The sequence below is a fragment of the Defluviimonas sp. SAOS-178_SWC genome (assembly GCF_039830135.1).
Classification (GTDB): Bacteria; Pseudomonadota; Alphaproteobacteria; order Rhodobacterales; family Rhodobacteraceae; genus Albidovulum.
The window spans coordinates 1,428,393-1,451,475 of sequence record NZ_CP156081.1 but is presented as its reverse complement, the minus strand read 5'-3'; the positions used below and the strand labels follow the sequence as shown (position 1 = coordinate 1,451,475).

At 66.1% G+C, this 23,083-nt stretch carries 23 protein-coding genes; 15 read left to right on the top strand and 8 right to left on the bottom strand.

The genetic code is table 11. The annotated features are described in order from the left end of the window. Positions 1–4 precede the first annotated feature (4 nt). Positions 5–757 (top strand): SDR family oxidoreductase, encoded by a 753-nt coding sequence (locus V5734_RS07900; RefSeq protein ID WP_347312959.1) that lies wholly within the window; start codon positions 5–7, stop codon positions 755–757. A 192-nt stretch (positions 758–949) separates the two neighbouring features. Further along, a complete protein-coding gene (locus tag V5734_RS07895) occupies positions 950–1,363 on the top strand; it encodes a hypothetical protein (RefSeq protein WP_347312958.1) in 414 nt (137 codons plus the stop codon). A 36-nt stretch (positions 1,364–1,399) separates the two neighbouring features. Here V5734_RS07895 and V5734_RS07890 read toward each other — a convergent pair whose 3' ends face one another. Further along, a complete protein-coding gene (locus tag V5734_RS07890) occupies positions 1,400–2,008 on the bottom strand; it encodes a transglycosylase SLT domain-containing protein (RefSeq protein WP_347312957.1) in 609 nt (202 codons plus the stop codon). A gap of 232 nt (positions 2,009–2,240) precedes the next feature. On the opposite strand from V5734_RS07890, the gene gatB reads away from it, so the two are divergent. Next, on the top strand, positions 2,241–3,752 hold the full coding sequence (gene gatB, locus V5734_RS07885; protein ID WP_347312956.1) for an Asp-tRNA(Asn)/Glu-tRNA(Gln) amidotransferase subunit GatB: 1,512 nt from the start codon (positions 2,241–2,243) through the stop codon (positions 3,750–3,752). Between the two features lie 145 nt (positions 3,753–3,897). Continuing rightward, positions 3,898–4,290 carry a DUF4177 domain-containing protein gene (locus tag V5734_RS07880; protein WP_347312955.1) on the top strand — a complete coding sequence of 131 codons (393 nt, stop codon included), beginning with the start codon at positions 3,898–3,900 and terminating at the stop codon, positions 4,288–4,290. Positions 4,291–4,303: 13 nt separating this feature from the next. On the opposite strand, the gene V5734_RS07875 is transcribed toward V5734_RS07880, so the two are convergent. Beyond that, a complete protein-coding gene (locus V5734_RS07875; protein ID WP_347312954.1) occupies positions 4,304–4,561 on the bottom strand; it encodes a BolA family protein in 258 nt (85 codons plus the stop codon). Positions 4,562–4,647: 86 nt separating this feature from the next. On the opposite strand from V5734_RS07875, the gene V5734_RS07870 reads away from it, so the two are divergent. Continuing rightward, on the top strand, positions 4,648–5,274 hold the full coding sequence (locus tag V5734_RS07870; protein ID WP_347312953.1) for a DnaJ domain-containing protein: 627 nt from the start codon (positions 4,648–4,650) through the stop codon (positions 5,272–5,274). An 80-nt stretch (positions 5,275–5,354) separates the two neighbouring features. Here the strand turns inward: V5734_RS07870 and V5734_RS07865 are convergent, their stop codons facing one another. After that, positions 5,355–6,617, bottom strand: a complete 1,263-nt coding sequence (locus tag V5734_RS07865; protein WP_347312952.1) for a cytochrome-c peroxidase — start codon at positions 6,615–6,617, stop codon at positions 5,355–5,357. A gap of 169 nt (positions 6,618–6,786) precedes the next feature. Then, entirely contained in the window at positions 6,787–7,257 is a 471-nt protein-coding gene (msrB, locus tag V5734_RS07860) for a peptide-methionine (R)-S-oxide reductase MsrB (RefSeq protein WP_347312951.1), read from the bottom strand. A gap of 250 nt (positions 7,258–7,507) precedes the next feature. Here msrB and cobS point away from each other — a divergent pair, with 250 nt between their 5' ends. From cobS to V5734_RS07825, 7 genes are all read left to right on the top strand, one after another. Then, on the top strand, positions 7,508–8,494 hold the full coding sequence (cobS, locus tag V5734_RS07855) for a cobaltochelatase subunit CobS (RefSeq protein WP_347312950.1): 987 nt from the start codon (positions 7,508–7,510) through the stop codon (positions 8,492–8,494). Beyond that, entirely contained in the window at positions 8,494–9,198 is a 705-nt protein-coding gene (locus tag V5734_RS07850; protein WP_347312949.1) for an aspartate/glutamate racemase family protein, read from the top strand. The genes cobS and V5734_RS07850 overlap by 1 nt, the downstream gene beginning before the upstream one ends. 48 nt (positions 9,199–9,246) lie before the next feature. Further along, complete coding sequence (locus tag V5734_RS07845; RefSeq protein ID WP_347312948.1) at positions 9,247–9,396, top strand: hypothetical protein; 150 nt, start codon at positions 9,247–9,249, stop codon at positions 9,394–9,396. Between the two features lie 45 nt (positions 9,397–9,441). Then, positions 9,442–9,639, top strand: a complete 198-nt coding sequence (locus tag V5734_RS07840; protein WP_347312947.1) for a hypothetical protein — start codon at positions 9,442–9,444, stop codon at positions 9,637–9,639. Positions 9,640–9,951: 312 nt separating this feature from the next. After that, complete coding sequence (gene cobT / locus V5734_RS07835; protein WP_347312946.1) at positions 9,952–11,823, top strand: cobaltochelatase subunit CobT; 1,872 nt, start codon at positions 9,952–9,954, stop codon at positions 11,821–11,823. Between the two features lie 97 nt (positions 11,824–11,920). Continuing rightward, positions 11,921–12,985, top strand: a complete 1,065-nt coding sequence (locus V5734_RS07830; protein WP_347312945.1) for a hypothetical protein — start codon at positions 11,921–11,923, stop codon at positions 12,983–12,985. 82 nt (positions 12,986–13,067) lie between these two features. Further along, positions 13,068–14,876, top strand: a complete 1,809-nt coding sequence (locus tag V5734_RS07825) for an aminopeptidase P family protein (protein ID WP_347312944.1) — start codon at positions 13,068–13,070, stop codon at positions 14,874–14,876. A gap of 15 nt (positions 14,877–14,891) precedes the next feature. Here the strand turns inward: V5734_RS07825 and V5734_RS07820 are convergent, their stop codons facing one another. Next, positions 14,892–16,667, bottom strand: coding sequence for a chloride channel protein (locus V5734_RS07820; protein ID WP_347312943.1), 1,776 nt, complete (start codon positions 16,665–16,667; stop codon positions 14,892–14,894). Positions 16,668–16,827: 160 nt separating this feature from the next. Between V5734_RS07820 and V5734_RS07815 the strand changes: the two genes are divergently transcribed. Genes V5734_RS07815 through V5734_RS07805 form a run of 3 tightly spaced genes read left to right on the top strand, consistent with a single transcriptional unit; the run spans position 16,828 to position 19,156 of the window. Further along, the gene (locus tag V5734_RS07815) at positions 16,828–17,388 is read left to right on the top strand and encodes a hypothetical protein (RefSeq protein ID WP_347312942.1); all 561 of its coding nucleotides are present in this window, start codon (positions 16,828–16,830) and stop codon (positions 17,386–17,388) included. A 5-nt stretch (positions 17,389–17,393) separates the two neighbouring features. Beyond that, the gene (locus V5734_RS07810; RefSeq protein ID WP_347312941.1) at positions 17,394–18,770 is read left to right on the top strand and encodes an FAD-binding oxidoreductase; all 1,377 of its coding nucleotides are present in this window, start codon (positions 17,394–17,396) and stop codon (positions 18,768–18,770) included. After that, positions 18,767–19,156, top strand: coding sequence for an SgcJ/EcaC family oxidoreductase (locus V5734_RS07805; protein ID WP_347312940.1), 390 nt, complete (start codon positions 18,767–18,769; stop codon positions 19,154–19,156). The genes V5734_RS07810 and V5734_RS07805 overlap by 4 nt, the downstream gene beginning before the upstream one ends. A gap of 88 nt (positions 19,157–19,244) precedes the next feature. Here V5734_RS07805 and glyS read toward each other — a convergent pair whose 3' ends face one another. The 3 genes from glyS to V5734_RS07790 are packed head-to-tail and all read right to left on the bottom strand — an operon-like array spanning position 19,245 to position 23,071. Beyond that, positions 19,245–21,665: a glycine--tRNA ligase subunit beta gene (glyS, locus tag V5734_RS07800; RefSeq protein ID WP_347312939.1), complete on the bottom strand. Its 2,421-nt coding sequence runs from the start codon at positions 21,663–21,665 to the stop codon at positions 19,245–19,247. Continuing rightward, positions 21,666–22,139: a DUF6446 family protein gene (locus V5734_RS07795; protein WP_347312938.1), complete on the bottom strand. Its 474-nt coding sequence runs from the start codon at positions 22,137–22,139 to the stop codon at positions 21,666–21,668. Further along, positions 22,136–23,071 (bottom strand): glycine--tRNA ligase subunit alpha, encoded by a 936-nt coding sequence (locus V5734_RS07790; protein WP_347312937.1) that lies wholly within the window; start codon positions 23,069–23,071, stop codon positions 22,136–22,138. The genes V5734_RS07795 and V5734_RS07790 overlap by 4 nt, the downstream gene beginning before the upstream one ends. Positions 23,072–23,083: the final 12 nt, after the last annotated feature.

The window sequence follows — 23,083 nt, the reverse complement described above, 5'->3', positions numbered from 1 at the left end:
CGACATGATCCAGCGCAGAACCGCGCTCATCACCGGCGCCTCGGACGGGATCGGCCAGGAAACCGCGCGGCAGATGGCGCGGGCGGGATGGGACGTCGCCGTCCATTACAACAGCAACCGCGCCGGGGCCGAACTGACGGCGCAGGCCGTCACCGAGGCCGGCGGCCGCGCCGTCATCCTGCAAGCCGATCTCTCCGATCCGATGAACGCCGGCCGGCTGATGGAGGCGTTCGACGGCGCCTTTCCCCGCCTCGACGCGCTGATCAACAACGCCGGCATCGTCGACACAGCCCAGCGGGTGGAGGAGATGACGCCCGAGCGCCTCAACCGGATGTTCGCCGTCAACCTCACCGCGCCGTTCCTTCTGGCGGGCCATGCCGCGCGGCGGATGTCGACCCGGAACGGCGGCGACGGCGGGGTGATCGTCAATATCTCGTCGGTCGCTGCGCGGCTCGGCTCGGCCGGCCGATATGTCGATTACGCTTCGGCCAAAGCCGGGCTCGACGTGCTGACGAAAGGGCTCGCCGACGAGGTGGCGGCGGAAGGCATTCGCGTGGTCTCGATCCGGCCGGGCATCATCGAGACCGGCATTCACGGCAAGGGGGGGGAGCCCGACCGCGCCAACCTGCTGGCCGACCGCATCCCGATGGGCCGTCCCGGAACCGCGCACGAGATCGCGAAAGCCGTCCTCTGGCTCGCCTCCGAGGATGCGTCCTACGTCACCGGCACTGTCCTCGACGTTTCGGGCGGACGGTAGAACCCCGCCGCGGCGAATCGGGCGCGGCCGGCGGAACGACGGCGATTGCCGGGGGAAACCGCCCAATCGCCGCCTCGTGGGGCGATCGTTTCGGCCAGCCCCCCAAGTCCCGGCGGTGTCCCCCTGTCGATTTCGGCTTCCGGCCCCGCTGGCCTATCCTGAACCTGGGTAAATCTGGGGGGGCGTTGAACCATGCAAATGGACACGTTCGGCTATCTGCGTCAGGCGCGTCGGCCTGGCACGTATCTCGCGCTCGGTATCGCCATGGTGGCGGTGTATCTGAGCTTCACTCTCACACTTAATGCGCTGGTTCCGGTGCTCGCGGTCCTCTACCTCGCGCTCGTGCTCGCGCGGCTCATCCGCAATCCCGGCCGGGGCTTCCGGCTCGGTCCGAACCGCATCGACTGGTTCACCCGCAAGGGGCGGCAGAGTGCATCGCTCGACGACCTTATCGGCGTCGCCATCGGCAACGGCACGACCGGACAGACGGTCTGCGTCCTCCGACTTGCCGACGGGCGCACGGTGCCGCTCTCGGGGGTGGAAAAGTTCGATCAGGGCGCGCTGATGCGCGAATTCGGCCGGCGCGGCATCCGGATCATGGCATAGGGGCGCATGGGCCCCGACTGGCCCGGCGCCAACACGCTAGCCCTGACAGTAATCCTGCGCGCTGGTCCACTCGGCCACGTCCTCGCGCTTGGCCGCGACCCGCATCGGCGCCCAGTCGCGCGCGATGCCGCGCCAACCGCCGGTCCCGTCCGAGACGATCGCCCCGTCGCGTCCGACCTGCGCCGCCGCGATCTTGACCGCACAGGCGAGGTTCGCGCCGCCATCGGTCAGCCCCGCGCCCGCCGGCAGGTCGCAGTCATAGGCCTGCGCGGTCGTCGGCGCGATCTGCATCAGGCCGATCCAGCGGCCGCCACCGCCCTTCGCGTGCGGGTTCCAGGTGCTCTCGTGCTTGGCGAGGGCCGAGAAGAGCCCGGCCCAGAAGGCCCGCCGCTCCGGCGCGGTCGCGGAGGCGTAGTTCGGGCAGAAGCCCTCCACGTCGGCGGGGACGGTCGAGGCGAGAACCGCGCCCTCGACCCGCAAGGCGGCAAGCGTTGCCGCCGTCCATTCCTCCGCCTCGGGCCGATTGTCCCATCGCATCGCCGGAAGGAAGGCCGCGCGCCCCATTTCGGGTTCGGCCGTGTCCACACAGGCGGCCGGAAGAAGCATCGCGATCAGGGCGAGCGGACGGGACACGCGCGTGAACATCGGTACGGGCTGCCAGGCGACGCCGGGCTTGCGTGCCGGCGCCGACAAATTCAGCGAATTCCCCGCGCCCCGCAACCATCGACGGACGGCATCGGCGGAAGGTCGCCTGCGCCCGTCCATCCGGCTCGGCAAGCTCCCGGACCGCCGTCGCCTTTTCCCGGCGACACGGCCACTTGCCGGTCGGGGCCCGCTCGCTTAGAAAGCGGGCCGGACAGCCGGAAGGACGCTCCCCATGCTCGACCTGACCTTTGAAGCCCCGAAACCCAAGGTGATCGCCGGCGCGAAAGCCGACTGGGAACTCGTCATCGGCCTCGAAGTCCATGCCCAGGTCGCCTCCAAGGCCAAGCTTTTCTCCGGCGCTTCGACGGAATTCGGGGCGGAGCCGAATTCCAACGTCGCCTTCGTGGATGCCGCAATGCCGGGGATGCTTCCCGTCATCAACGAATTCTGCGTGGCGCAGGCGGTGCGCACGGGACTTGGCCTCAAGGCCGAGATCAATCTCTTCAGCGCCTTCGACCGCAAGAACTACTTCTACCCCGACCTGCCGCAGGGCTACCAGATCTCCCAGCTCTACCACCCGATCGTGGGCGAAGGCGAAGTGCTGGTCGAGATGGGGCCGGGCATCGCCCGGCGGGTCCGGATCGAGCGGATCCACCTCGAACAGGACGCCGGCAAGTCGATCCACGACCTCGACCCGACGATGTCCTTCGTCGATCTCAACCGCACCGGCGTGGCGCTGATGGAGATCGTCTCGCGCCCCGACATTCGTGGCCCGGAGGAGGCGGCGGCCTATGTCGGCAAGCTCCGCCAGATCCTGCGCTATCTCGGCACCTGCGACGGCAACATGCAGAACGGCAACCTCCGCGCCGACGTTAACGTCTCGATCTGCAAGCCCGGGGATTACGAGAAATACCAGGCGACGGGCGATCATTCCGTTCTCGGCACGCGCTGCGAGATCAAGAACATGAACTCGATGCGCTTCATCCAGCAAGCCATTGATTACGAAGCCCGCCGCCAGATCGCCATCGTCGAGGATGGCGGCAAGGTCGTGCAGGAAACCCGGCTTTACGATCCCGACAAGGGCGAAACCCGCTCCATGCGCTCGAAGGAAGAGGCGCATGATTACCGCTACTTCCCCTGCCCCGACCTCCTGCCCTTGGAGATCGAGCAGGCTTGGGTCGACGACATCGCCGCCTCCATGCCCGAGCTTCCGGACGCCAAGAAGGCGCGGTTCGTAGGCGACTACGGCATGACCGACTACGACGCGAACGTGCTGACCGCCGAGGTCGAGAACGCCGCCTTCTTCGAGGCGGTGGCCAAGGGCCGCGACGGCAAGCAGGCCGCGAACTGGGTGATCAACGAGCTCTTCGGTCGGCTCAACAAGGAAGGCCACGCGATCGCCGAAAGCCCGATCTCGGCCGACCAGCTTGGCGGGGTCCTCGACCTCATCGCCAAGGGCGAGATCTCCGGCAAGATGGCGAAGGACCTCTTCGAGATCCTCTGGACCGAGGGCGGCGATCCCGCCGACGTGGCCGCGAAGCACGGGATGAAGCAGGTCACCGATAGCGGCGCCATCGAGGCCGCCGTGGACGAGGTCATCGCCGCAAACCCCGATCAGGTCGAAAAGGCCAAGGCCAACCCGAAGCTCGCCGGCTGGTTCGTGGGCCAGGTGCTGAAGGCCACGGGCGGCAAGGCCAACCCGGCCACGGTGAACCAGCTCGTCGCGCAGAAACTCGGGCTCTGACAAACCGGCCTCGCCACGACGCCTTGCAAGGTAGCGGGCGCGGCAAACCGGCGACGTTTCGCGCGCCCCTGCCTCCGCCCGGCTTGCCCAATCGGCCCTCATCGGCTATTGGGCGCGGGACTTTCACCCGGCAAAGAAGGCGGTCATGCAGCTTTACGACTACAAGGTCGTTCCCGCGCCCAATCGCGGTGAGAAGGCCCGAGGGTTGAAAACGCCCGCCGACCGTTTCGCCAACGCCCTCGAACTCCTGATGAACGAGCTTGGCCGCGACGGCTGGGAATACCTTCGCGCCGACACGCTGCCGTCAGAGGAACGCGCGGGCTTCACCAAGCGGACCACGGTGTATCACGCCGTCCTCGTCTTCCGCCGCGCCCTTCCCGGCGAGGCGGGCGAGGAGGCGCCGCGCAAGCTCCTGACCGCCGACACTCCGTCCGGCAAGGCCCCGCCGATCCGGCTCGAGGCCGAGGGCGTTGCGCCGAAAATCGGCGTACCGGAGCCTGAGAAGGAAAAGGCGGGAGCGGACTCCCCGGAAAGCTGACTCTGGGGGCGCCTCAGGCGTCGAGATCCAACGCCAGCGCGTGGATGCGTCCGACGAGATCGGCCCCGATTGCCGCATGAACTGCCCTGTGCCGCTCGATCCGGCTCATCCCGGCGAAGACCGGCGCGCGCAAGATCACCCGAAAATGGCTCTCTCCCCCGTCCCGGTAGCCGGCATGTCCCCGATGCGCCTCGCTTTCGTCCACGACCTCGATCCGCTCGGGCGCGAAGGCCGCCGCAAGTCGCGCCTCTATTTCCGCCGCTATCGTCATTTTTTCACCTGAGCCCCTTCAAAGCGCCTGAAAATACCCTAAACTCTGGCCCCCGACTCGAAAACGGCAAAGTCCGAGGCCAGAGCATGACTAGATCCGATCCTTTCGGTTTCGACATTTCCGCCGCTTCCGACAAGAAGAAGCGCAGCAAGGGCCGGCGTGGCATGTCCGGCGCCTTCGAAACCTCCACACGTCCCTGCGATCACGCCGGTTGCGACGAGGCGGGCCAGTACCGCGCGCCGAAATCTCCCGACCAGCTCGAGGAGTATTTCTGGTTCTGCCGGGAACACATCCGCGAATACAATCTCAAATGGAACTTCTTCCAGGGCCAGACCGACGAGGAGTTCCAGAAGTTCCTCGACAAGGATCGGGTCTGGGGGCGTCAGACCAAGCCCTTCGGCAAGAACGCGCAAGAGGACCGCGCCTGGGCGCGGCTCGGCATCGAGGACCCGATGGAGATCCTCGGCGCCAATGCCACACAGAATCCCGGCCGCTCGGCGGGCCGGAAGCTTCCGCCGACCGAGCGCAAGGCACTCGAGATTCTCGAGGCGCGGGACAGCTGGACCAAGATCGAGATCCGCAAGCAGTACAAGAGCCTGGTCAAGGACCTGCATCCCGACATGAACGGCGGCGACCGGTCGGACGAGGAGCGCCTGCAGGAGGTGGTCTGGGCCTGGGACCAGATCAAGGACAGCCGCAACTTCCGGGAGTGAGCCGGGCGCGGAAGCGGGGCGCCGCCCCCGCGCCCCCGAGGTATTTCCGGCAAGATGAAGCGGCAGGGATGCCGCCCGCCCTATTCGTCGTCGAGCGTCTTGAGAAAGGCGACGAGGTCGGCCTCTTCTGCTTCGCTGAGCTTGAGATCGCCGAGCTCGTCCTTGTTCATCGTCGCCGCGACCTCGGGCGCCGGCCAGCATTTGGCCGCCAATGCCTCGGATTCGGTCAGGTCGCCGTCGCAGCGCGGCAGCACGTCGCGCGTGTTGTAGAAGTGCACGACCCCCTCGATCGTCTTGAAATAGCCGTTGTGCATGAAGGCCTTCGCCGTGTCGGGCGTGATACGCTTGTTCAGGTTGCGAAGGGTTGGAACCTGCTGCGCCCCGATCACGTCGTCTGCGTAGGCGGCATAGACCGCGTCGGTCTTGAGGAACGCACCAAGGCCCGGATCGACATAGTCGGGGCCCTGCGGGTTGTCGCGGTTGCGCGGCACGCCGATATTGTCGAACGTCCAGTCGGTGAAGATCGCGCGCTGCTCCCGTCCCGTCGGGGTCAGCACGTGGCACGCCGCGCAGTTGCCCTTGTCTTCGGCCTCGAAGATTTCAAACCCGCGCCGTTCCTGTTCGCTCAACGTGACCGTTCCGGCGACCCATGCATCGAACCGCGACGAGAAGGCATTGACCTCGTCGGACTTTTCAAAGCCGGCCAGAGAGATTGCAATTCGGTCGAAGGCCTCGTCAATCCGGGCGGTCAGGTCGTCGTCCCCGATCTCGATCTGTGCATCCGTGTCGTCGCACTGATCAGTGATCGAAGCGGGGATCTCGAACACCGCATCGGCGCCCCAGACACCGGCATAACTGACCGGATAGGCAGTCTCATCGGCCGGATGCAGCACTCTCGCAACCACGCATGCCGCATGCGGAAGCGCCATTTCGACAGGGTTCAGGAACGGCCCCTGAGCCTGGTCCGCCGTGGCCGAGCCGAGCTTCTTGCCCGTTGCCCGCCCGTCAAGGAACGCGCCGCCGACGATCGTCACACCATCGTCGTCGATGTGGTGAAGGATGGGCGAGAACGACGCATAGGCCGCGGATGGCGGCTTTCGGTTGCCGAAACGCCCCTCGACGGAGCCCTGCACGACCGCGCCGTTTTCGCTGAAATGGCCATGCGGGCTTGAAAACCCCTGATCGGGATCGTGACAGGAGGAACAGGACTGGTTGCCGTTGACCGACAGGTTGGGATCGAAAAACACAGATTTTCCAAGCGATTCCAACGCAGTCATCTCGGCAAGGGCGGGGCCTGAGAGGCACACGAGCGCAACTGCGGCGCCATATATCGAGCGGGGCATGAGGATCCTCTTCACAAATAGTTGACTACTTCAGTCCAGTATTAACGAAAAATGTCAAGTATTTTTGTCAGGAAATAACGCGAGGGACGCCGGGACAATGGTGTGCCCATAAAGAAAAACGCCACCGCGAACACCGCGATGCCGTTTCAGTCTGGAAATTTTCGACCACTCAGGCGGCCCGGAACACCATCGCCACGCCGTTCATGCAATAGCGCTTGCCGGTCGGCTTCGGCCCGTCATTGAAGACATGGCCAAGATGCCCGCCACAGCGTCGGCAATGGACTTCGGTCCGCCGGCCGAAGATGCCCCAGTCGGCCCTGGTCTCGACCGCATTCGGCAGGGGTTCCCAGAAGCTCGGCCAGCCGGTGCCGCTGTCATATTTCGCTTCGGACGAATAAAGCGGCAGGTCGCATCCGGCGCAATAAAAGGTGCCGGCGCGCTTTTCGTCGTTGAGCGGGCTCGTGAAGGCGCGTTCGGTATCCTCCTCGCGCAGCACGCGGTATTGCGCGGGGGAAAGGATCGCCCGCCATTCCGCGTCGCTCTTCATGATCTCGAAACGCTCGGCGGCGATCCCGCCGCGCCCGGCCGCCATCAGGGCCATCATGGCGGCACCGGCGCCGAGGATCTGTCTGCGGTTCATCTGCTCCTCCTTCATCAAGGGGCGGTGCGGGAGCGTCCCGCCTTGCCCCGACCCTATCCGGAAAGGACCGGTCCGGTCGCGGCAAAGTTTCGTGTCTCACGCGATTGCGAAAGCGGCGCACGGCCCCGTGATCCGCAACTTGGGCGCATTCGGACCCCAGTGCGACGCCCCCGCCCCTTGCACGCCCCCGCGATATGTTCCATCAAAGCCATCGTGGCGCGGCGGGACCACTCCTTCGCGCAATCAGGATATGGCGGACCCAATGCTCGACTCTCACGCAAAACCCACCGAGGAAATTTCCGTCCGGGATGTCTTCGGCATCGACACCGAGATGAAGGTCAAGGGCTTCGCCGATCGTACCGAGCGCGTGCCCGATATCGATCCGACCTACAAGTTCGACCCCGACACCACGCTCGCGATCCTCGCGGGCTTCGCCTACAACCGCCGCGTCATGATCCAGGGCTATCACGGCACCGGCAAGTCGACCCATATCGAACAGGTCGCGGCGCACCTCAACTGGCCCTGCGTGCGGGTCAACCTCGACAGCCATATCAGCCGGATCGATTTGATCGGCAAGGATGCGATCAAGCTGCGCGACGGCAAGCAGGTGACCGAGTTCCACGAGGGCATCCTGCCTTGGGCGCTGCGCAATCCCGTCGCCATCGTCTTCGACGAATACGACGCGGGCCGCGCCGACGTCATGTTCGTGATCCAGCGCGTGCTGGAGCATGACGGCAAGCTGACGCTTCTCGACCAGAACGAGATCATCACGCCGAATCCCTGCTTCCGCCTCTTCGCAACCTCGAATACCGTGGGCCTCGGCGACACGACCGGGCTTTACCACGGCGTCCAGCAGATCAACCAGGCGCAGATGGACCGCTGGAGCCTTGTCGCGACGCTGAACTACCTGTCGCACGACGCCGAAACCGCGATCGTTCTGGCCAAGAACCCGCATTACAACACCGAGAAGGGCCGCAAGCAGATCAGCCAGATGGTGACGGTCGCCGACCTCACCCGGACGGCCTTCATGAACGGCGATCTTTCGACCGTCATGAGCCCCCGGACGGTGATCAACTGGGCCCAGAACGCGGAAATCTTCCGCAATCTCGGCTACGCCTTCCGGCTCACCTTCCTCAACAAGTGCGACGAGCTGGAGCGGCAGACCGTCGCCGAGTTCTACCAGCGCTGCTTCGACGAGGAACTGCCGGAAAGCGCGGCAAGTCAAAGCATACGGTAATGGCGGCCGCCGGTGGCCTCCATATCGGCCTGATCGGCGGCATCGGGGTTGCGGCGACGGTCGTCTATTACCAGCGGCTCACTGCGGCGGTCGCGCGGCTGGGCGGGCAGCTGGAGCTGACCATCGTCCATGCCGACGTGCAGGACCTCATCCGCAACAACCTCGCCGACAGGCGCGAGGAACAGGCGGAGATCTACCTCCGTCTGATCGACCGGCTGAAGGCGGCGGGTGCCGATTGCGCGGCGATTACCTCGCTCGGCGGGCATTTCTGCTTTGACGAGACGGCTGAACGTTCGCCCCTGCCCCTCGTTTCCGCGGTAGCGCCCCTCGACGATTACTTTGTGGCCGAGGGCATTCATCGGGTCGGCCTTCTCGGTACCCGGGTGGTCATGCGCACCGGGCTTTACGGCCAGTTGCGAAAAACCGAGGCGGTAGCGCTTGACGACGAGATCGAGACGTTGGGGCAGAGCTACCAGGACATGGCCGTGGCCGGTCACTGCACCGATGCCCAACGCACGCTCTTTCTTGATGCCGGTCGGCGGATGGTCTCCGGACAGGGGGCCGAAGCGGTGGTGCTCGCCGGCACCGACCTCAACCTCGCCTTCGACGGCCAGGACCCGGGCTACAGGGTGATCGACGCCCTCGACGTTCATGTCACGGTGCTGGCGGATCTCGCGACCGGACGGCGGACACTCGACCGCTGAGGCCTGCGCCCATAGATTTGCCGCATTTTTTCGCTCATAGTGCAATTCATGAGCGGTTTGAGAACTTTTGTCGCGACCGCCGCGCTGACCTTTGCGCTAGTCGGTCCCTCGCACCCCGGAACCTTGTCGGGGCAGGAACTCCTGCGCCTCTTCGCCGATTGTACCGGGCGCTATTCGGCGCTGACCGAGCATCTCTGACTTTGGGACGGGCCGGCCTCGGAGGACACCGCAAGACGGCGCGACATGTTCGCCGACCTCATGACCGCCGCCCTGCCTGACGGCGGCGTTACCTCGGCCCGCGCCTGGGGCTGGCGCATCGAGGCCAAGGCCGCGCAGCGCCAGCTGCTCGACCAAGCGGCTTTCCGGCACGACAACCCGAAGGCCGCAACGCTGGCCCGGTCCGAGATCGAACGCTTCGACCGCCTCGTTCTCGGTCTCTGACGGGTCTCCCGGCCGGATCCCGCGACCGGCGATCCACCCCCAAGGCAGCCTGCGTTCCGGCGCTCGGGTCACGCCGTCGCGGCGCTCTTGGCCCTAGCCCACCAGACGACATCGCCCAGCATCGCCTTGGTCGGGCGCGCGACCGTTGCTTCGCTATCGACCGAACCGCCAAAACCGGGACATAGCTTGACGACCTCGCCGCATGACGTTTGTGCGCTGACGCACCTATGCGTCGCCCGCGGTTCCCTGCCCTGCGCATTCTGCGATGAAACGGCCCTTGCCGCGCCCCAGTCTCGGTGCCATGTTCGCGCCATGAACAAGCCCTCAGACAACCCCGCCGATCCGTTCAAGAAGGCCCTCGCCGAAGCCACGAAGACGATGGCCGACGACCCGGAATTGACCGTTTCCTATTCCGTCGATCCGCCGGGGATGACCGCGGACACGATGCGGCTGCCGCAAGTCTCGCGCCGGATGACGCGGGACGAGGTGCTGATCGCACGGGGGACGGCCGATGCCTTCGCGCTTCGCCACCGCTTCCACGACGTCAAGGTCGCGCAGAAATACGCACCCGCCGGTCAGATGGCGCGCGATCTCTACGAAGCGATGGAGACGGCGCGCTGCGAGGCCGTCGGCGCCCGCGACATGCCCGGCACGCTCGGCAATATCGACGCCAAGATCGGCGCCGAGGCGGAGCGGCGCGGCTATGGCTCCATCCGGCAGGCGCAGGATGCGCCCCTGGCGCAGGCCGCGGGTTACCTCGTCCGCCATCTCGCGACCGGCAGGCCGATGCCCGGCGCCGCCGCCAATGTCATGGATCTCTGGCGTCCCTTCATCGAGGAACAGGCAGGCGGCACACTCGACCACGTGTCCGACGTGCTGGCCGATCAGGCCGCCTTCGCCCGCCTCGCCCGGCAGGTGATCAAGGATCTCGGCTACGGCGACCAGCTTGGCGACGATCCGGACATGGAGGACGAGAGCGAGGGCGACGAGGCCCAGAGCGAGGAGGATCAGGAAAGCCCCGACAGCGAGCAGGGGCAGGAGGAGTCGGAGGAGGCCGATACCTCGCCGGAACGCTCGCAGGACGAACAGGACGATGCCTCGCAGGCCCAGGTCTCGATGGAAGAGATGGCCGACATGGAGGATGGCGAGGAAGCGGAGCTGCCCGAGGGCGAAGCCCCGCTGGAGCCGCCACCGCCCGCGCCGCATTCCGACGCAGACCCGAACTACGCCGTCTACACGACTGATTTCGATGAGGAAATAAAGGCCGAAGACCTCGCCGAACCGGCCGAGCTGGAGCGTCTGCGCGCCTATCTCGACCAGCAGCTCGAACCGCTGAAAGGCGCCGTCTCGCGATTGGCCAACAAGCTCCAGCGCCGTTTGCAGGCACAGCAGAACCGGTCCTGGGAATTCGACCGCGAGGAAGGCATCCTCGATGCCGGCCGCCTCGCCCGCGTGGTCGCGAACCCGACGACGCCCCTAAGCTTCAAGGTCGAGAAGGACACCGAGTTCCGCGACACCTGCGTGACGCTCCTGCTCGACAATTCCGGCTCCATGCGGGGCCGGCCGATCTCCATCGCCGCGATCTGCGCCGACGTGCTGGCGCGGACGCTGGAGCGCTGCCAGGTCAAGGTCGAGATCCTCGGCTTCACCACCCGCGCCTGGAAGGGCGGCCAGAGCCGCGAGCGCTGGCTGGCCGAGGGCCGGCCGCAGCAACCGGGGCGCCTCAACGACCTGCGCCACATCATCTATAAGGGGGCCGACGCGCCGTGGCGGCGTGTGCGGTCCAACCTTGGCCTGATGATGAAGGAAGGGCTGTTGAAGGAGAACATCGACGGCGAGGCGCTGGAATGGGCGCACCGGCGAATGCTCGGCCGACCGGAACAGCGCAAGATCCTGATGGTGATCTCCGACGGGGCGCCGGTGGACGACTCAACTCTGTCCGTCAACCCCGCGAACTACCTCGAAAAACATCTCCGCGACGTGATCGCTATGGTGGAGAAGCGCAAGGGCGTCGAACTGATCGCCATCGGCATCGGCCATGACGTGACGCGCTACTACCAACGCGCGGTGACGATCACCGATGTAGAGCAGCTCGCCGGCGCGATGACCGAACAGCTGGCAAGCCTCTTCGACAGCGATCCCCGCGCAAGGGCGCGGGTGATGGGGATGAAGAAGGCGGGCTGATCGGGATCGGACCGCCTGCCCTAATCTCGTCCCTTTCGGGATGTAGACGCGACATCGACGCGAAGTTGCAAGCGATGTTGCTCCGGACGACCGAACGATGACAGTGCTTACTGCCGCAATGAAACTGGTGACGGGCCTTCTTCTCCTGTCAGTCAGCGTCCTGAATATGGATTCGGCATGGTCCGCAGTCGCGACGCGGACCTTCGACGCCTATGGTCTTAGCCTGATCTTCCGCTGCATATTTCCGATGGTGATTGGCCTTTGGTTCTTGCTGCCCGGCTTCTTCGACCGCAGCCTTGAACGGTGGAGTGTGGGACCGCAGCGATTGATGCTCGATCTCTTCCTCTTCGGACACGGACTCTGGCTCGCGAGCTACTGGCTTTATCTTGCTATCGTCCCGGACTCGTTCCTATCGGCGGTCCTACCCCCGACGCAGATCCTTTCCCTCGGCATCGTGTGGTGCCTCGGCTATCTGGCCGCCTTCCTCTTCCCAGGCTATGCCTTCCGCCGGTTTGCACCGACGCCGTTGCCAGTGCCGGCGCGCAATGCCGCCGCCAATGTCCATGCGCTGACCGTATCGATCCCGCCGCCGGTGACACGGCAAGTCGGATGGGTCAGGCGGATGCTGACCCTCCTGTCCACCCTGCCGATCATCCTCGGACTGCCCGGCATTCTCTTTCCGCTATGGTTTCCTACCCCCGAGACGCTCGAACTGGCCGGTGAGTGGTGGACCGTTGCGCTCGCGGCGACTGTCTTGGCGATCGTCATCGGCACGCACGGAACGGAGCTGAACCTGCGCACCTCACGCTTGCGGTCGCAAGGCGCGCCGAAACTCTTCGTCGTCGCCGTCTTCCTTGCCTTCGCCGCGATAGGGATGACCCCGTTTCTGACCAAGACCGTTCCTTGGGCCTGGTCATTCGCGGCGGGAACGGCGGCGATGAGCGCCAAGGTCACGGTGACACATCGCGGCACACTCGCCCGCCGTAAGGGCTGTGACTATGTGGTGACCGTCGCATGGCCTGCCGATCCATCGCGCACAGCGACGATTTGCGAGGTTCCGCCTGACCTCTGGCAGACGTTGCAGCCGGGCGCACAGCTCCGGCTTTCGGGCGTCGGCAATCGCTGGGGCATGACCTACGCCGAGGTCGCGCGCGCAGAATGAGCACCGCTTGCCCAAAGGCCGGGATCGCTGCAATGTGGCCAAGCAGCGCCCTGCGGGCGTCCTTATTGCGGAGAGGTGGCCCATGTTCCAGACCTTCGAGACGACCGCCCGCCCCGACCAGGGCCCGCCGCGTCTCGCAGCCTTGCGCAGGTCGCTGGTAGCAGCCGGTCTCGACGGCTTCATCGTACCGCGTGCCGACGCCCATCAGGGTGAATATGTGGCGCCCGCCGATGCAAGGCTCGCCTGGCTGACCGGGTTCACCGGCTCGGCCGGGTTCTGCTTTGTCCTGCCCTCCATCGCCGGGGTCTTCATCGACGGCCGCTACCGGACGCAGGTGAAGGCGCAGGTGGACCTCGCGCATTTCACTCCGGTGCCCTGGCCCGACGTGAAGGCCGGTGCCTGGCTGAAGGAACAGCTGCCCTCCGGCGGGCGCATCGGGTTCGATCCCTGGCTTCACACCAAGAAGGACATCGCCGAGCTTGAGGATTCGCTCGAAGGATCCGGCATAACCCTTTGCGCAACGGAGAATTTCGTCGACACGATCTGGTCGGACCGGCCGCATCCGCCGCTCGGCCCGGTGGCGATCCAGCCGCTCGACCTTGCCGGCGAAAGCGCGGAGGCCAAGCGCACCCGCCTCGGCGCGGAACTGGCGGCCGCGGGGCAGGAGGCGGCGGTGCTGACGTTGCCGGATTCGATCTCATGGCTTCTCAACATCCGCGGCTCGGATATCGAGCGAAACCCCGTCGTGCAGGCCTTCGGGGTGCTTCACGCGACGGGGCGGATGACGCTGTTCATCGCGCCGGAAAAACTCTCCGACGCGGTGCGCGCGCATCTTGGCCCCGACGTGACGCTCCGCCCGCCGGCGGCCTTCGCGCCCGCCCTGCGCACCCTTGCCGGCCCGGTCCGGGTCGACCGCGCCACGGCACCGTTGCAGATCGCGCTGGAACTCGAAGAGGCCGGCATCGCCATCGCCTGGGGCGCCGATCCCTGCCTGCTGCCCAAGGCCCGCAAGAACGCCGCCGAGATCGCGGGGATGGAAGAGGCGCATCTGCGCGACGGTGCCGCGATGGTCGAATTCCTCGCCTGGCTCGACGCCGAGGCGCCGAAGGGCCGGCTGACCGAGATCGACGTCGTGCGCGCGCTCGAAGGATTCCGGCGGGCGACGAATGTCCTGAAGGAAATCAGTTTCGAGACGATCTGCGGCACCGGCCCCAACGGCGCGATCATGCATTACCGGGTGACGGAGGAAACCAACCGCCCGCTCCGGCAGGGCGAGATCGTGGTGGTGGATTCCGGCGGGCAGTATGTCGACGGCACGACCGATATCACCCGCACCGTTGCGATCGGCCCCGTCGATCCCGAGGCGAAATCCGCCTTCACCCGGGTGTTGCAGGGCATGATCGCGATTTCGCGGCTGCGCTGGCCGACGGGCATCGCGGGTGCCCATCTCGACAGCATCGCGCGCTACAACCTCTGGCTTGCCGGGCAGGATTTCGATCACGGGACCGGGCATGGCGTCGGCTGCTACCTGTCGGTGCATGAGGGGCCGCAGCGGCTTTCCCGGACCGGGGACGTGCCGCTCGAATCCGGGATGATCCTGTCGAACGAGCCCGGCTATTACCGCGAGGGCGCTTTCGGCATCCGTATCGAGAACCTCGTTCTGGTGGAAGACGCGCCGGCCCTTCCGGGTGGTGACGCGGAACGCCGGATGCTCGGCTTCCGCACCCTGACCTGGATTCCGATAGACCGGCGGCTGATCGACGCGGCGGCACTGACCGAGGCGGAAAGGGCATGGCTCAACGCCTATCACGCCGAGACGGCAGAGCGCCTCGCGCCCCGTGTCTCCGCCCCCGCGCGCGACTGGCTGGCGGCGGCGACGGCACCGCTCTGACGGTTCGCCCCCGGTTCAGCTCCGGTAGTCGCGCAGCACCGCGGCGGCGATGGAGTCGCGGGTCAGCACGCCGATCACATTCTCGGGCCGGGGCGTTGTCCTGTCCGGTAGCACGAGAAGCGCCGTGTGATTGCGGTCGGCCATGTTCGTCATCGCGCTTTGCAGAAAGCTCGATTCCTGCACATACCCAACCGGGTGGATCAGCGGCCCGTGGCGTCTGGTCGGATCCTCGGGATGGACGCGCACGATGCCCACCACGTTCCGCCCTTCGGTGACGACGGCATATTGCCGTTCCGCGCCTAGCTGCGTGTCGACCACCCCGCGCTCACCCAGATCGGCCTTCTCGATCACCGCGACGGCGGGCTCCATCAACTCCTTGATGTGGCGGATGGCAAACATGTGCGACCGGCTTTCGCGCGGAATGCGGTGGCCGCGCCGGGTGAGCTTCAGCGTGTAGATGTCGTCGGACGACAGCCGCCGCCGCACCCCCATCGCCACCACGACAGAGATGATCGCCGCCACCGTGATCGTATAGTCGCCCGTCATCTCGAACAGCATCATGATCGAGGTGATCGCCCCGCCGGTCGAGGCCCCGACGATCCCGGCCATGCCGATCAGCGCGAAGGTCACCGAATGGAACCCCAGATGCGGGAACATCAGGTCGAGGGCGCCACCGAAGGCCCCGCCCAGCGCCGCACCGAGAAAGAGCGAGGGCGAGAAGATCCCGCCCGAGGCCCCTGCCCCCAGGCTGACCGAGGTGGCGAGCATCTTGAGGAAGAAGAGCAGAAGCAGGAAGGCCGGAGCCGCGAGTTGCCCCGTCAGGATCGCCTCGATCGTGGCATAGCCGACGCCCGCGGTGTGATACATGCCGGTCGTCCGCATCAGGACATACATCAGGATGCCGAGCGACAGCATCCCGGCGGCGTTCTTGAGGTAGGGGTTGGCCTTCCAGTCGTCGAAGAGATCCTCGATCCGGTAGAGGCCGCGCACGAAGAGGGTCGCGGCGACGCCCGCAACGATGCCGAAGATCACGTAGAGCGGCAGCATGTCCACCGACAGCGGCACGAAGAGTTCCGGCCGTTCGTGCGAGGCGACGAGGAAGGCCGGCGCCATGCCGAAGGCCAGCCGACCGACATAGGTCGCGGTGCCGGTCGCCAGAACGACGGGGATGAGCGTGCGGGCGCTGAACTCGGGCAGCATCAGTTCGACCGCGAACATCACCGCGCCGAGGGGCGTGTTGAACGTGGCTGCGATACCGGCCCCGGCGCCTGCCGCGACCATGGTGATGACTTGCCATGTGCGCAGTTTGAAAAGCTGCCCCAAGACCGATCCGATCCCCGATCCGATCTGGATGATCGGCCCCTCGCGCCCGACCGAGGCGCCTGACCCGATCGACAGGGCCGAGGCCAGCGACTTAACGATCACCACCTGCGGACGGATCTTGCCGCCCCGGTAATAGATCGCGTCCATCACCTCGGGCACGCCATGCCCCTTGGCCTCGGGCGCATAGCGCCGGACCAGCCACAGCACGATCGCGCCGCCAATGACGGGCGCGAAGATCACCAGCGGCCCGAAGGGCGCGGGCGGCGTCGGGATATTCGCGTCGTAGTTGGTCGAGAATGTCCCCAGGAAGAAGAAATTGTGAATGATCGAAATGAGATACCGCAAAAGGATGGCGCCGACTCCGGTCACCACACCAATGATGATCGCGAGAAACGAGAGGGCGATGACCGAAACCCGGCGATGGTCGGGTTCGGCATGGGCGGCATCGGTGGGCGGGTTTTCGATCATGGGTCCTGATAGCGGTTGTGGCGGCGCAGGGGGGCCTGTAAGACTGCCGGGAACCGGGATGGCATGATGCCCCACTCTGCCCTGCTACGCCTTTGGCGGCCCGGATGCAAACCAAACGCCCGCCCCGGATCAAGCGGCCGGACCGCGGAAAGGACCGAAGATGGCGCAGCTCAGCCTCAATCGCATGCGGCTTCCGTCCGGGACCGAATGGATCGCCGGCGGCGCGGCGCTTCTTGCAACGCTGGTCTATCTCTTCGTTCTGCACGGTCTCGACCGGCGTGCCGAGAGCTACTTCATGGCGCTGCGCGAAAACGACCCGGCGACCTATCTGATGCAACTGCGTGAGGCGAAAGGCTTCGATGCATTCCTGCCGGAATATGCCGCGCTTGAAGGGCTCGGCGACTTCACGCCGCGCACCCCGACCTTCCTGATCGGCCGCTGGACCTTGCGGGAGGACATGCTGCGCCTCACGCCCGGGCAGGCGCCGTCCGCCTGTTCGGACCCGGCAACCTTCGAATTCGGTCTCTTCCTCATGGTCGAAGCCGGCGGACCCGCGCTTGCGGTGCAGTACCGGATCGACGGCGATACAGTCGAGATGCGGAGCAGCGCGCAGGCGGTCTATCCGATCCGGCTGGTCAGCTTCGGCGCCCAGCTCGATCATATCGAATTCACGCCTCCGGGCCGCGACACGCCCGCCTTTGCCTATCTCTGCCGGCGGTGATGACCATGTCGCATGATGCGGCCCTGTCCGAACTCGCGGCATTCCTCGGCCCGCGCCTGTCCCGGTCCGGGGCCGACCGCGCCAGCCACGGCCAGAGCGAGACATGGTTTCCCGAAACCCCGCCCGACGCCGTCGCCTACCCCGAGACGACCGCGGAAGTGTCGCGGATCGTCGCGACCTGCGCCCGCCACGGCTGCCCGGTCGTGGCCTGGGGCACCGGCACCTCGCTCGAAGGCCACGCGCTCGCGGTCCGGGGCGGCATCTCGCTTGACCTTGCCCGCATGAACCGTGTGCTGGAGGTCAGGGCCGAGGACATGCAGGCCGTCGTCCAGCCGGGTGTCACGCGCGAGGCGCTGAATGCCGAACTGCGCGCGACCGGCCTCATGTTTCCCGTCGATCCCGGCGCGAACGCCTCGCTCGGCGGCATGGCGGCCACGCGCGCCTCGGGCACCACGGCGGTGCGCTACGGCACGATGCGCGACAATGTCATGGCGCTTGAGGTGGTGCTGGCCGATGGCCGCGTGATCCGCACCGGCTCGGGCGCCCGCAAATCCTCGGCCGGCTACGACCTCACCGGCCTCATCGTCGGCTCCGAAGGCACGCTCGGCATCATCACCGAACTGACCCTGCGCCTTCACGGCCAGCCCGAGGCCACTTCCGCCGCCGTCTGCGCCTTCGACGATTTCGAGGCCGCCGTCCAAACCGTCATCGCGACGATCCAGATGGGCATCCCGATGGCCCGGATCGAGTTCGTGGACGAGACGACGGCCGCGATCTTCAACAGCGTCAACGGCACCAGCCTGCCCGAAAAGCCGCATCTCATGGTCGAATTCCACGGATCGGAGACCTCCGCCGCCGAGGACGCCCGGCGCTTCGGCGAGGTGGTGGTGGAGATGGGCGGCGCGCATTTCGACTGGGCCACGACGACCGAGGACCGGGGCCGCCTGTGGAAGATGCGCCACGGCGCCTACCGGTCCGCGATCGCCTCGCGCCCCGGCTCGATCGGCCTTGTCACCGACATGTGCGTGCCGATCTCGCGGCTGGCCGAAGCGGTCGCGGAAACCCGCGCCGACATCGCCGCCTCCGGCATTCCCGGCCCGATCCTCGGCCATGTCGGCGACGGCAATTTCCACGCGATCCTGCTCATCGAGCGCGAGAATGCCGGGGAGCTGAAGGCTGCCAAGGATCTCGCCCACCGGATGGCCGAACGCGCGCTGCGGCTCGGCGGCACGATCACCGGCGAACACGGGGTGGGCATGGGCAAGAAGGACCTCATGGCGATGGAACATGGCGACGCCTGGGAAGTGATGGCGCGGATCAAGCGCGCGCTCGACCCCGACGGCATCCTCAATCCCGGCAAGATCGTCGAGGGGAACGCATGAGCCTCGCCGAACCCGCCGAATTCCCGCGCGCCTTCGCCAATGCCTGGGCGGCGCGCGACGCGAAGATCCTCGCGGCGCTTTTCGCCGAGGACGCCGATTTCCTGACGCTGACCGGCCACTGGGCCGAGGGCCGCAAGGCCATCACCGCGACCCTCGCGGGCGAGCTTGCGGGCGCCTTCGCGCGGGCGAAGCTGGTGACCGGGCGCACCAAGACGCGGTCCCTCGCCGGTGGCGTGGCGCAGGTGATGCAGCGCTACGTGCTCTCGGGAATCGTCCATCCCGACGGCAGCGATGCGGGGCGCGTGGGCGCGATCCTCTCGGCGGTTCTCGTCGCCGGGCCGGAAGGCTGGCAGGTCGCGGCGGCGCAGTTCACGGCGGAGGGGTGAGAGGCGGTCGGGCCGCATGGCCCGATCAATCGCTCCGGTGGAGCGATTGAAGCCTCGAACGCCCGCCGCCCCTGCGGCGGGCCGGGCCTTATCCTTCGACCTTGGTCAGATCCGCCACGCTCAGGCAGATCGTGCGGATGCGGCTGAGAAGGTTCAGCCGGTTCCGCCGGACGATTTCGTTGTCGGTGTTGACCTGCACCGCCTCGAAGAAGGCGTCGATCGGCGCGCGGAGCTTGGCCATCGCCGCCATCGCCGCGCCGAACTCCTCAGCCTCCATCGCCGGCACGATCTCCGCCTCTGCCGTGTCGAGCGCGGCGAAGAGGCTGCGTTCGGTCGCATCCTCGGCGAATTTCGCGTCAGCGCCGAAGGAGTATTCGACCCCGTCCTTTTCCTCGGCCTGCGTCAGGATGTTGTTGGCCCGCTTGAACCCATGAATGAGGTTGCCGCCGTCATCGGTCTTGAGGAACGCGCTCAGCGCTTCGGCGCGTTTGACCAGAAGCGTCAGGTCGTCATTGCCCGGCATGGCGAGGCAGGCGTCGATGACGTCGTGCCGGATGCCCTCGTCACGGAGATGGACCTTGAGGCGGTCGTGGAAGAAGGCGAGGAGGTTAGACGTGATTTCTTCGACAGCATTTTTCAACGCAACTGCCGCTGAGCAATAAGCTCTGTTGTGTTGTTCATTCCAGTCGACCTGGCTCTGTAGCCCTGCGTAGCTCAAGCCGAGCTCCTCTAGTATTGTCGGCAGGGTCGAAAGCGCAGAGAGTTTGGCCGCTTGGCTAGCTGGAGGGAGTCGGTTGCTGCCCTCCTCATTTTCGTACTCAAATTCCATGCTAAGGGCTAGTGATACAACAAAAAATTCATTTGCGCGCTTGATTGCCAGCTCTTGGTCACGAATGATATCCTCTCCGTAGAGGATATCATCGCGCATGTGGGCAGTTACGACTTCCGAAATGACCGGGTCATTGAGGAAAGTAAGTGCATAATCGCCAACACAGTTGCGCACCAATGATTTTAACGGAACCCGCCGATCGGCTAGGCTGACCAACCGGATCACCCCCAACGCTGCCCTTCTCAGAGCAAACGGATCCTTCGACCCCGTGGGCTTCTCGTCGATCGCCCAGAAGCCGGTCAGCGTGTCGATCTTGTCGGCGAGCGCGACGGCGACGGAGACCGGCTCGGTCGGCACGTCGTCCGACGGCCCGAGCGGCTGGTAATGCGCCTTGCAGGCATTGGCGACCGCCTCGGGCAGCTTGGCGGCCTTGGCGTAGTAGACGCCCATCGTGCCCTGAAGTTCGGGGAACTCGCCGACCATCGCCGATTGCAGGTCGGCCTTGGCGACCCGCGCGGCCTCGGCCGCCAGATCGGGCTTCGCGCCGACCGAGGGCGCGATCTCGCGCGCCAGCGCCTCGATCCGGTCGATCCGGTCCTTCTGGCTCCCGAGCTTGTTGTGGAAGGTGACGTTGGCGAGCCCTGCCGCCATGCCCTCCAGCCCTTCCTGAGCAACGGTCCGCAAGTCATTCTCCCAGAAGAACTTTGCGTCGGAAAGCCGCGCCGAGAGCACCTTCTGGTTGCCCTTCAGGATCGTCTGCCCATGATCCGCCGTATCGGTATTGGCGACCGTGATGAAGCCCTCGATCCGCCCGCTCTTCGGGTTGCGGCAGGAGAAGAACTTCTGATGTTCGCGCATGCTGGTTTGCAGCACCTCCGGCGGCAGGCCCAAAAAGTCCGCGCCGATCTTGCCCATCAGCACCACGGGCCATTCGACAAGCCCCGCGACCTCGGTCAGAAGACCCCTGTCCTCGACGACCTCGAGCCCGGCCGCGAAGGCGGCATTGGTGGCGTCGTGCCAGATATGCTCGGCCCGCTCGACCGGGTTCAGCGCCACCTTGGCAAGCTTAAGCTTCGCCGCGTAATCCTCGAAACTCGCGACGGAAAACGCCCCCGGCGCAAGGAAGCGATGGCCGCGCGTGACGTTGCCCGCGACGATCCCGTCGACGTCCAGCGGCACGATCTCCGCCCCGTGTTCATCGCTCAGGATGCAGAGGATCGAATGCAGCGGCCGCACCCAGCGAAGGCTTCCCGCGCCCCAGCGCATCGACTTCGGCCAGGGGAAGCTGCGGATCGTGGATTCCAGCACCTCGGCCACGATGCCGGCGGCCTTCCGCCCCGGCTTCTCGATGACCGCGAAATAGACCTGGCCCTTCTTGTCGTCGCGCACCTCAAGCTGGTCGAGCGTCAGCCCGGTCGACCGCAGGAACCCCTGCACGGCCTGCTCGGGCGCGGTCGTCGCCGGGCCCTTCCGCTCCTCGCGCACCGCCTTGCTTTCCGCCGCCAGCCCGTCCACCGCCAGCACCAGACGGCGCGGGGTGGAAAGCGCATGGGCGCCCGCATAGGTCAGCCCCGCCTCCACCAGCCCGTCGGTGACGAGCTTTTTCAGGTCGTCGCGGGCCTTCCCCTGCATCCGCGCGGGGATTTCCTCGGAAAAGAGTTCGATGAGAAGATCGGGCATCTATTGATCCGCGCTTTCGTTCAGTTGCTGCCAGGCAAAGGCCCGGCCGTCGGGATAGACCGCGACAACGCGGTCCACGCCGGGATGGATGTCCTTTTCCGACAGGAAGGCCAGCGCCGCCCCGGTCTCAAGGTCCGCATTGATCCGGCCGGCGTCGAAACAGGTGAACCAGGAGGGCGCGATGAGCGGCGTCGGCTTATCGTAGACCGCGTAGGTCTCGCTCAGCATGGCGAGCGTCATCGGCGTGGAGAAGCAGCCGCGGAAGCGAAGGGGCGAGCTTTCCGCGTCGATCCCCTCGAACCCTTCGGTCAGCATCGGCTCCGGCGTGCCCGCGATGGGCGTCAGCCGGATCACGGCGGCGGCCGAGGCCGGTTCCACCCGCTCGTAGAACGCATAGACCTGAAGGTAGTAGATGGCCGCCCCGGCCAGAAGCGCCGTTACCACCAGAAACCCCACGATGAGCTTGCCATTCACGCTGCCGCCCCTGAATTCCGGTGGCCGCCCGCTTCGGTCGTCACGAACGCATCGGCGCATTTCTTCGCAAGCGCGCGGACGCGGCCGATATAGGCCTGCCGCTCCGTCACCGAGATGACGCCGCGCGCGTCGAGAAGGTTGAAGAGGTGGCTGGCCTTGATGCACTGGTCGTAGGCCGGGTGAGCCATGACGATCCTGCGCCCCGCCTTGTCCTCGGCCGGAGCTGCCAGGATGCGTTCGCATTCCGCCTCGGCATCCTCGAAATGCTTCAGAAGCATGTCGGTCTCGGCCTGGTCGAAGTTCCAGCGGGAATATTCCTGCTCCGTCTGGCGGAAGATGTCGCCGTAGGTCAGCGCAATGGGCGTCTGGGGGTCGTTGAACGGCATGTCCATGACATGGTCGATGCCAAGGACATACATTGCGAGGCGTTCGAGCCCGTAGGTCAGCTCGCCCGAGACCGGGTGGCAATCATGACCACCGACCTGCTGGAAATAGGTGAACTGGCTCACCTCCATCCCGTCGCACCAGACCTCCCACCCAAGGCCCCAGGCACCCAGCGTCGGGCTTTCCCAGTCGTCCTCGACAAAGCGGATATCGTGGAGCGAGGCGTCGATGCCGATGGCGGCGAGGGAGCCAAGGTACAGTTCCTGCAGGTCGGGCGGCGAGGGTTTGATGAGGACCTGGTACTGGTAGTAGTGCTGAAGACGGTTCGGGTTCTCGCCGTAGCGGCCGTCGGTCGGCCGCCGCGACGGCTGCACGTAGGCCGCCGCCCAGGGCCGCGTGCCGAGCGAGCGGAGCGTCGTCGCCGGGTGGAAGGTGCCCGCCCCGACCTCCATGTCGTAGGGCTGCAGGATGGCGCAGCCCTTCTCCGCCCAGTAGGTCTGTAGGCGCAGGATGATCTCCTGGAACGAGCGGGGGGCGGTCGGGGACATGGTCAGCCTTCT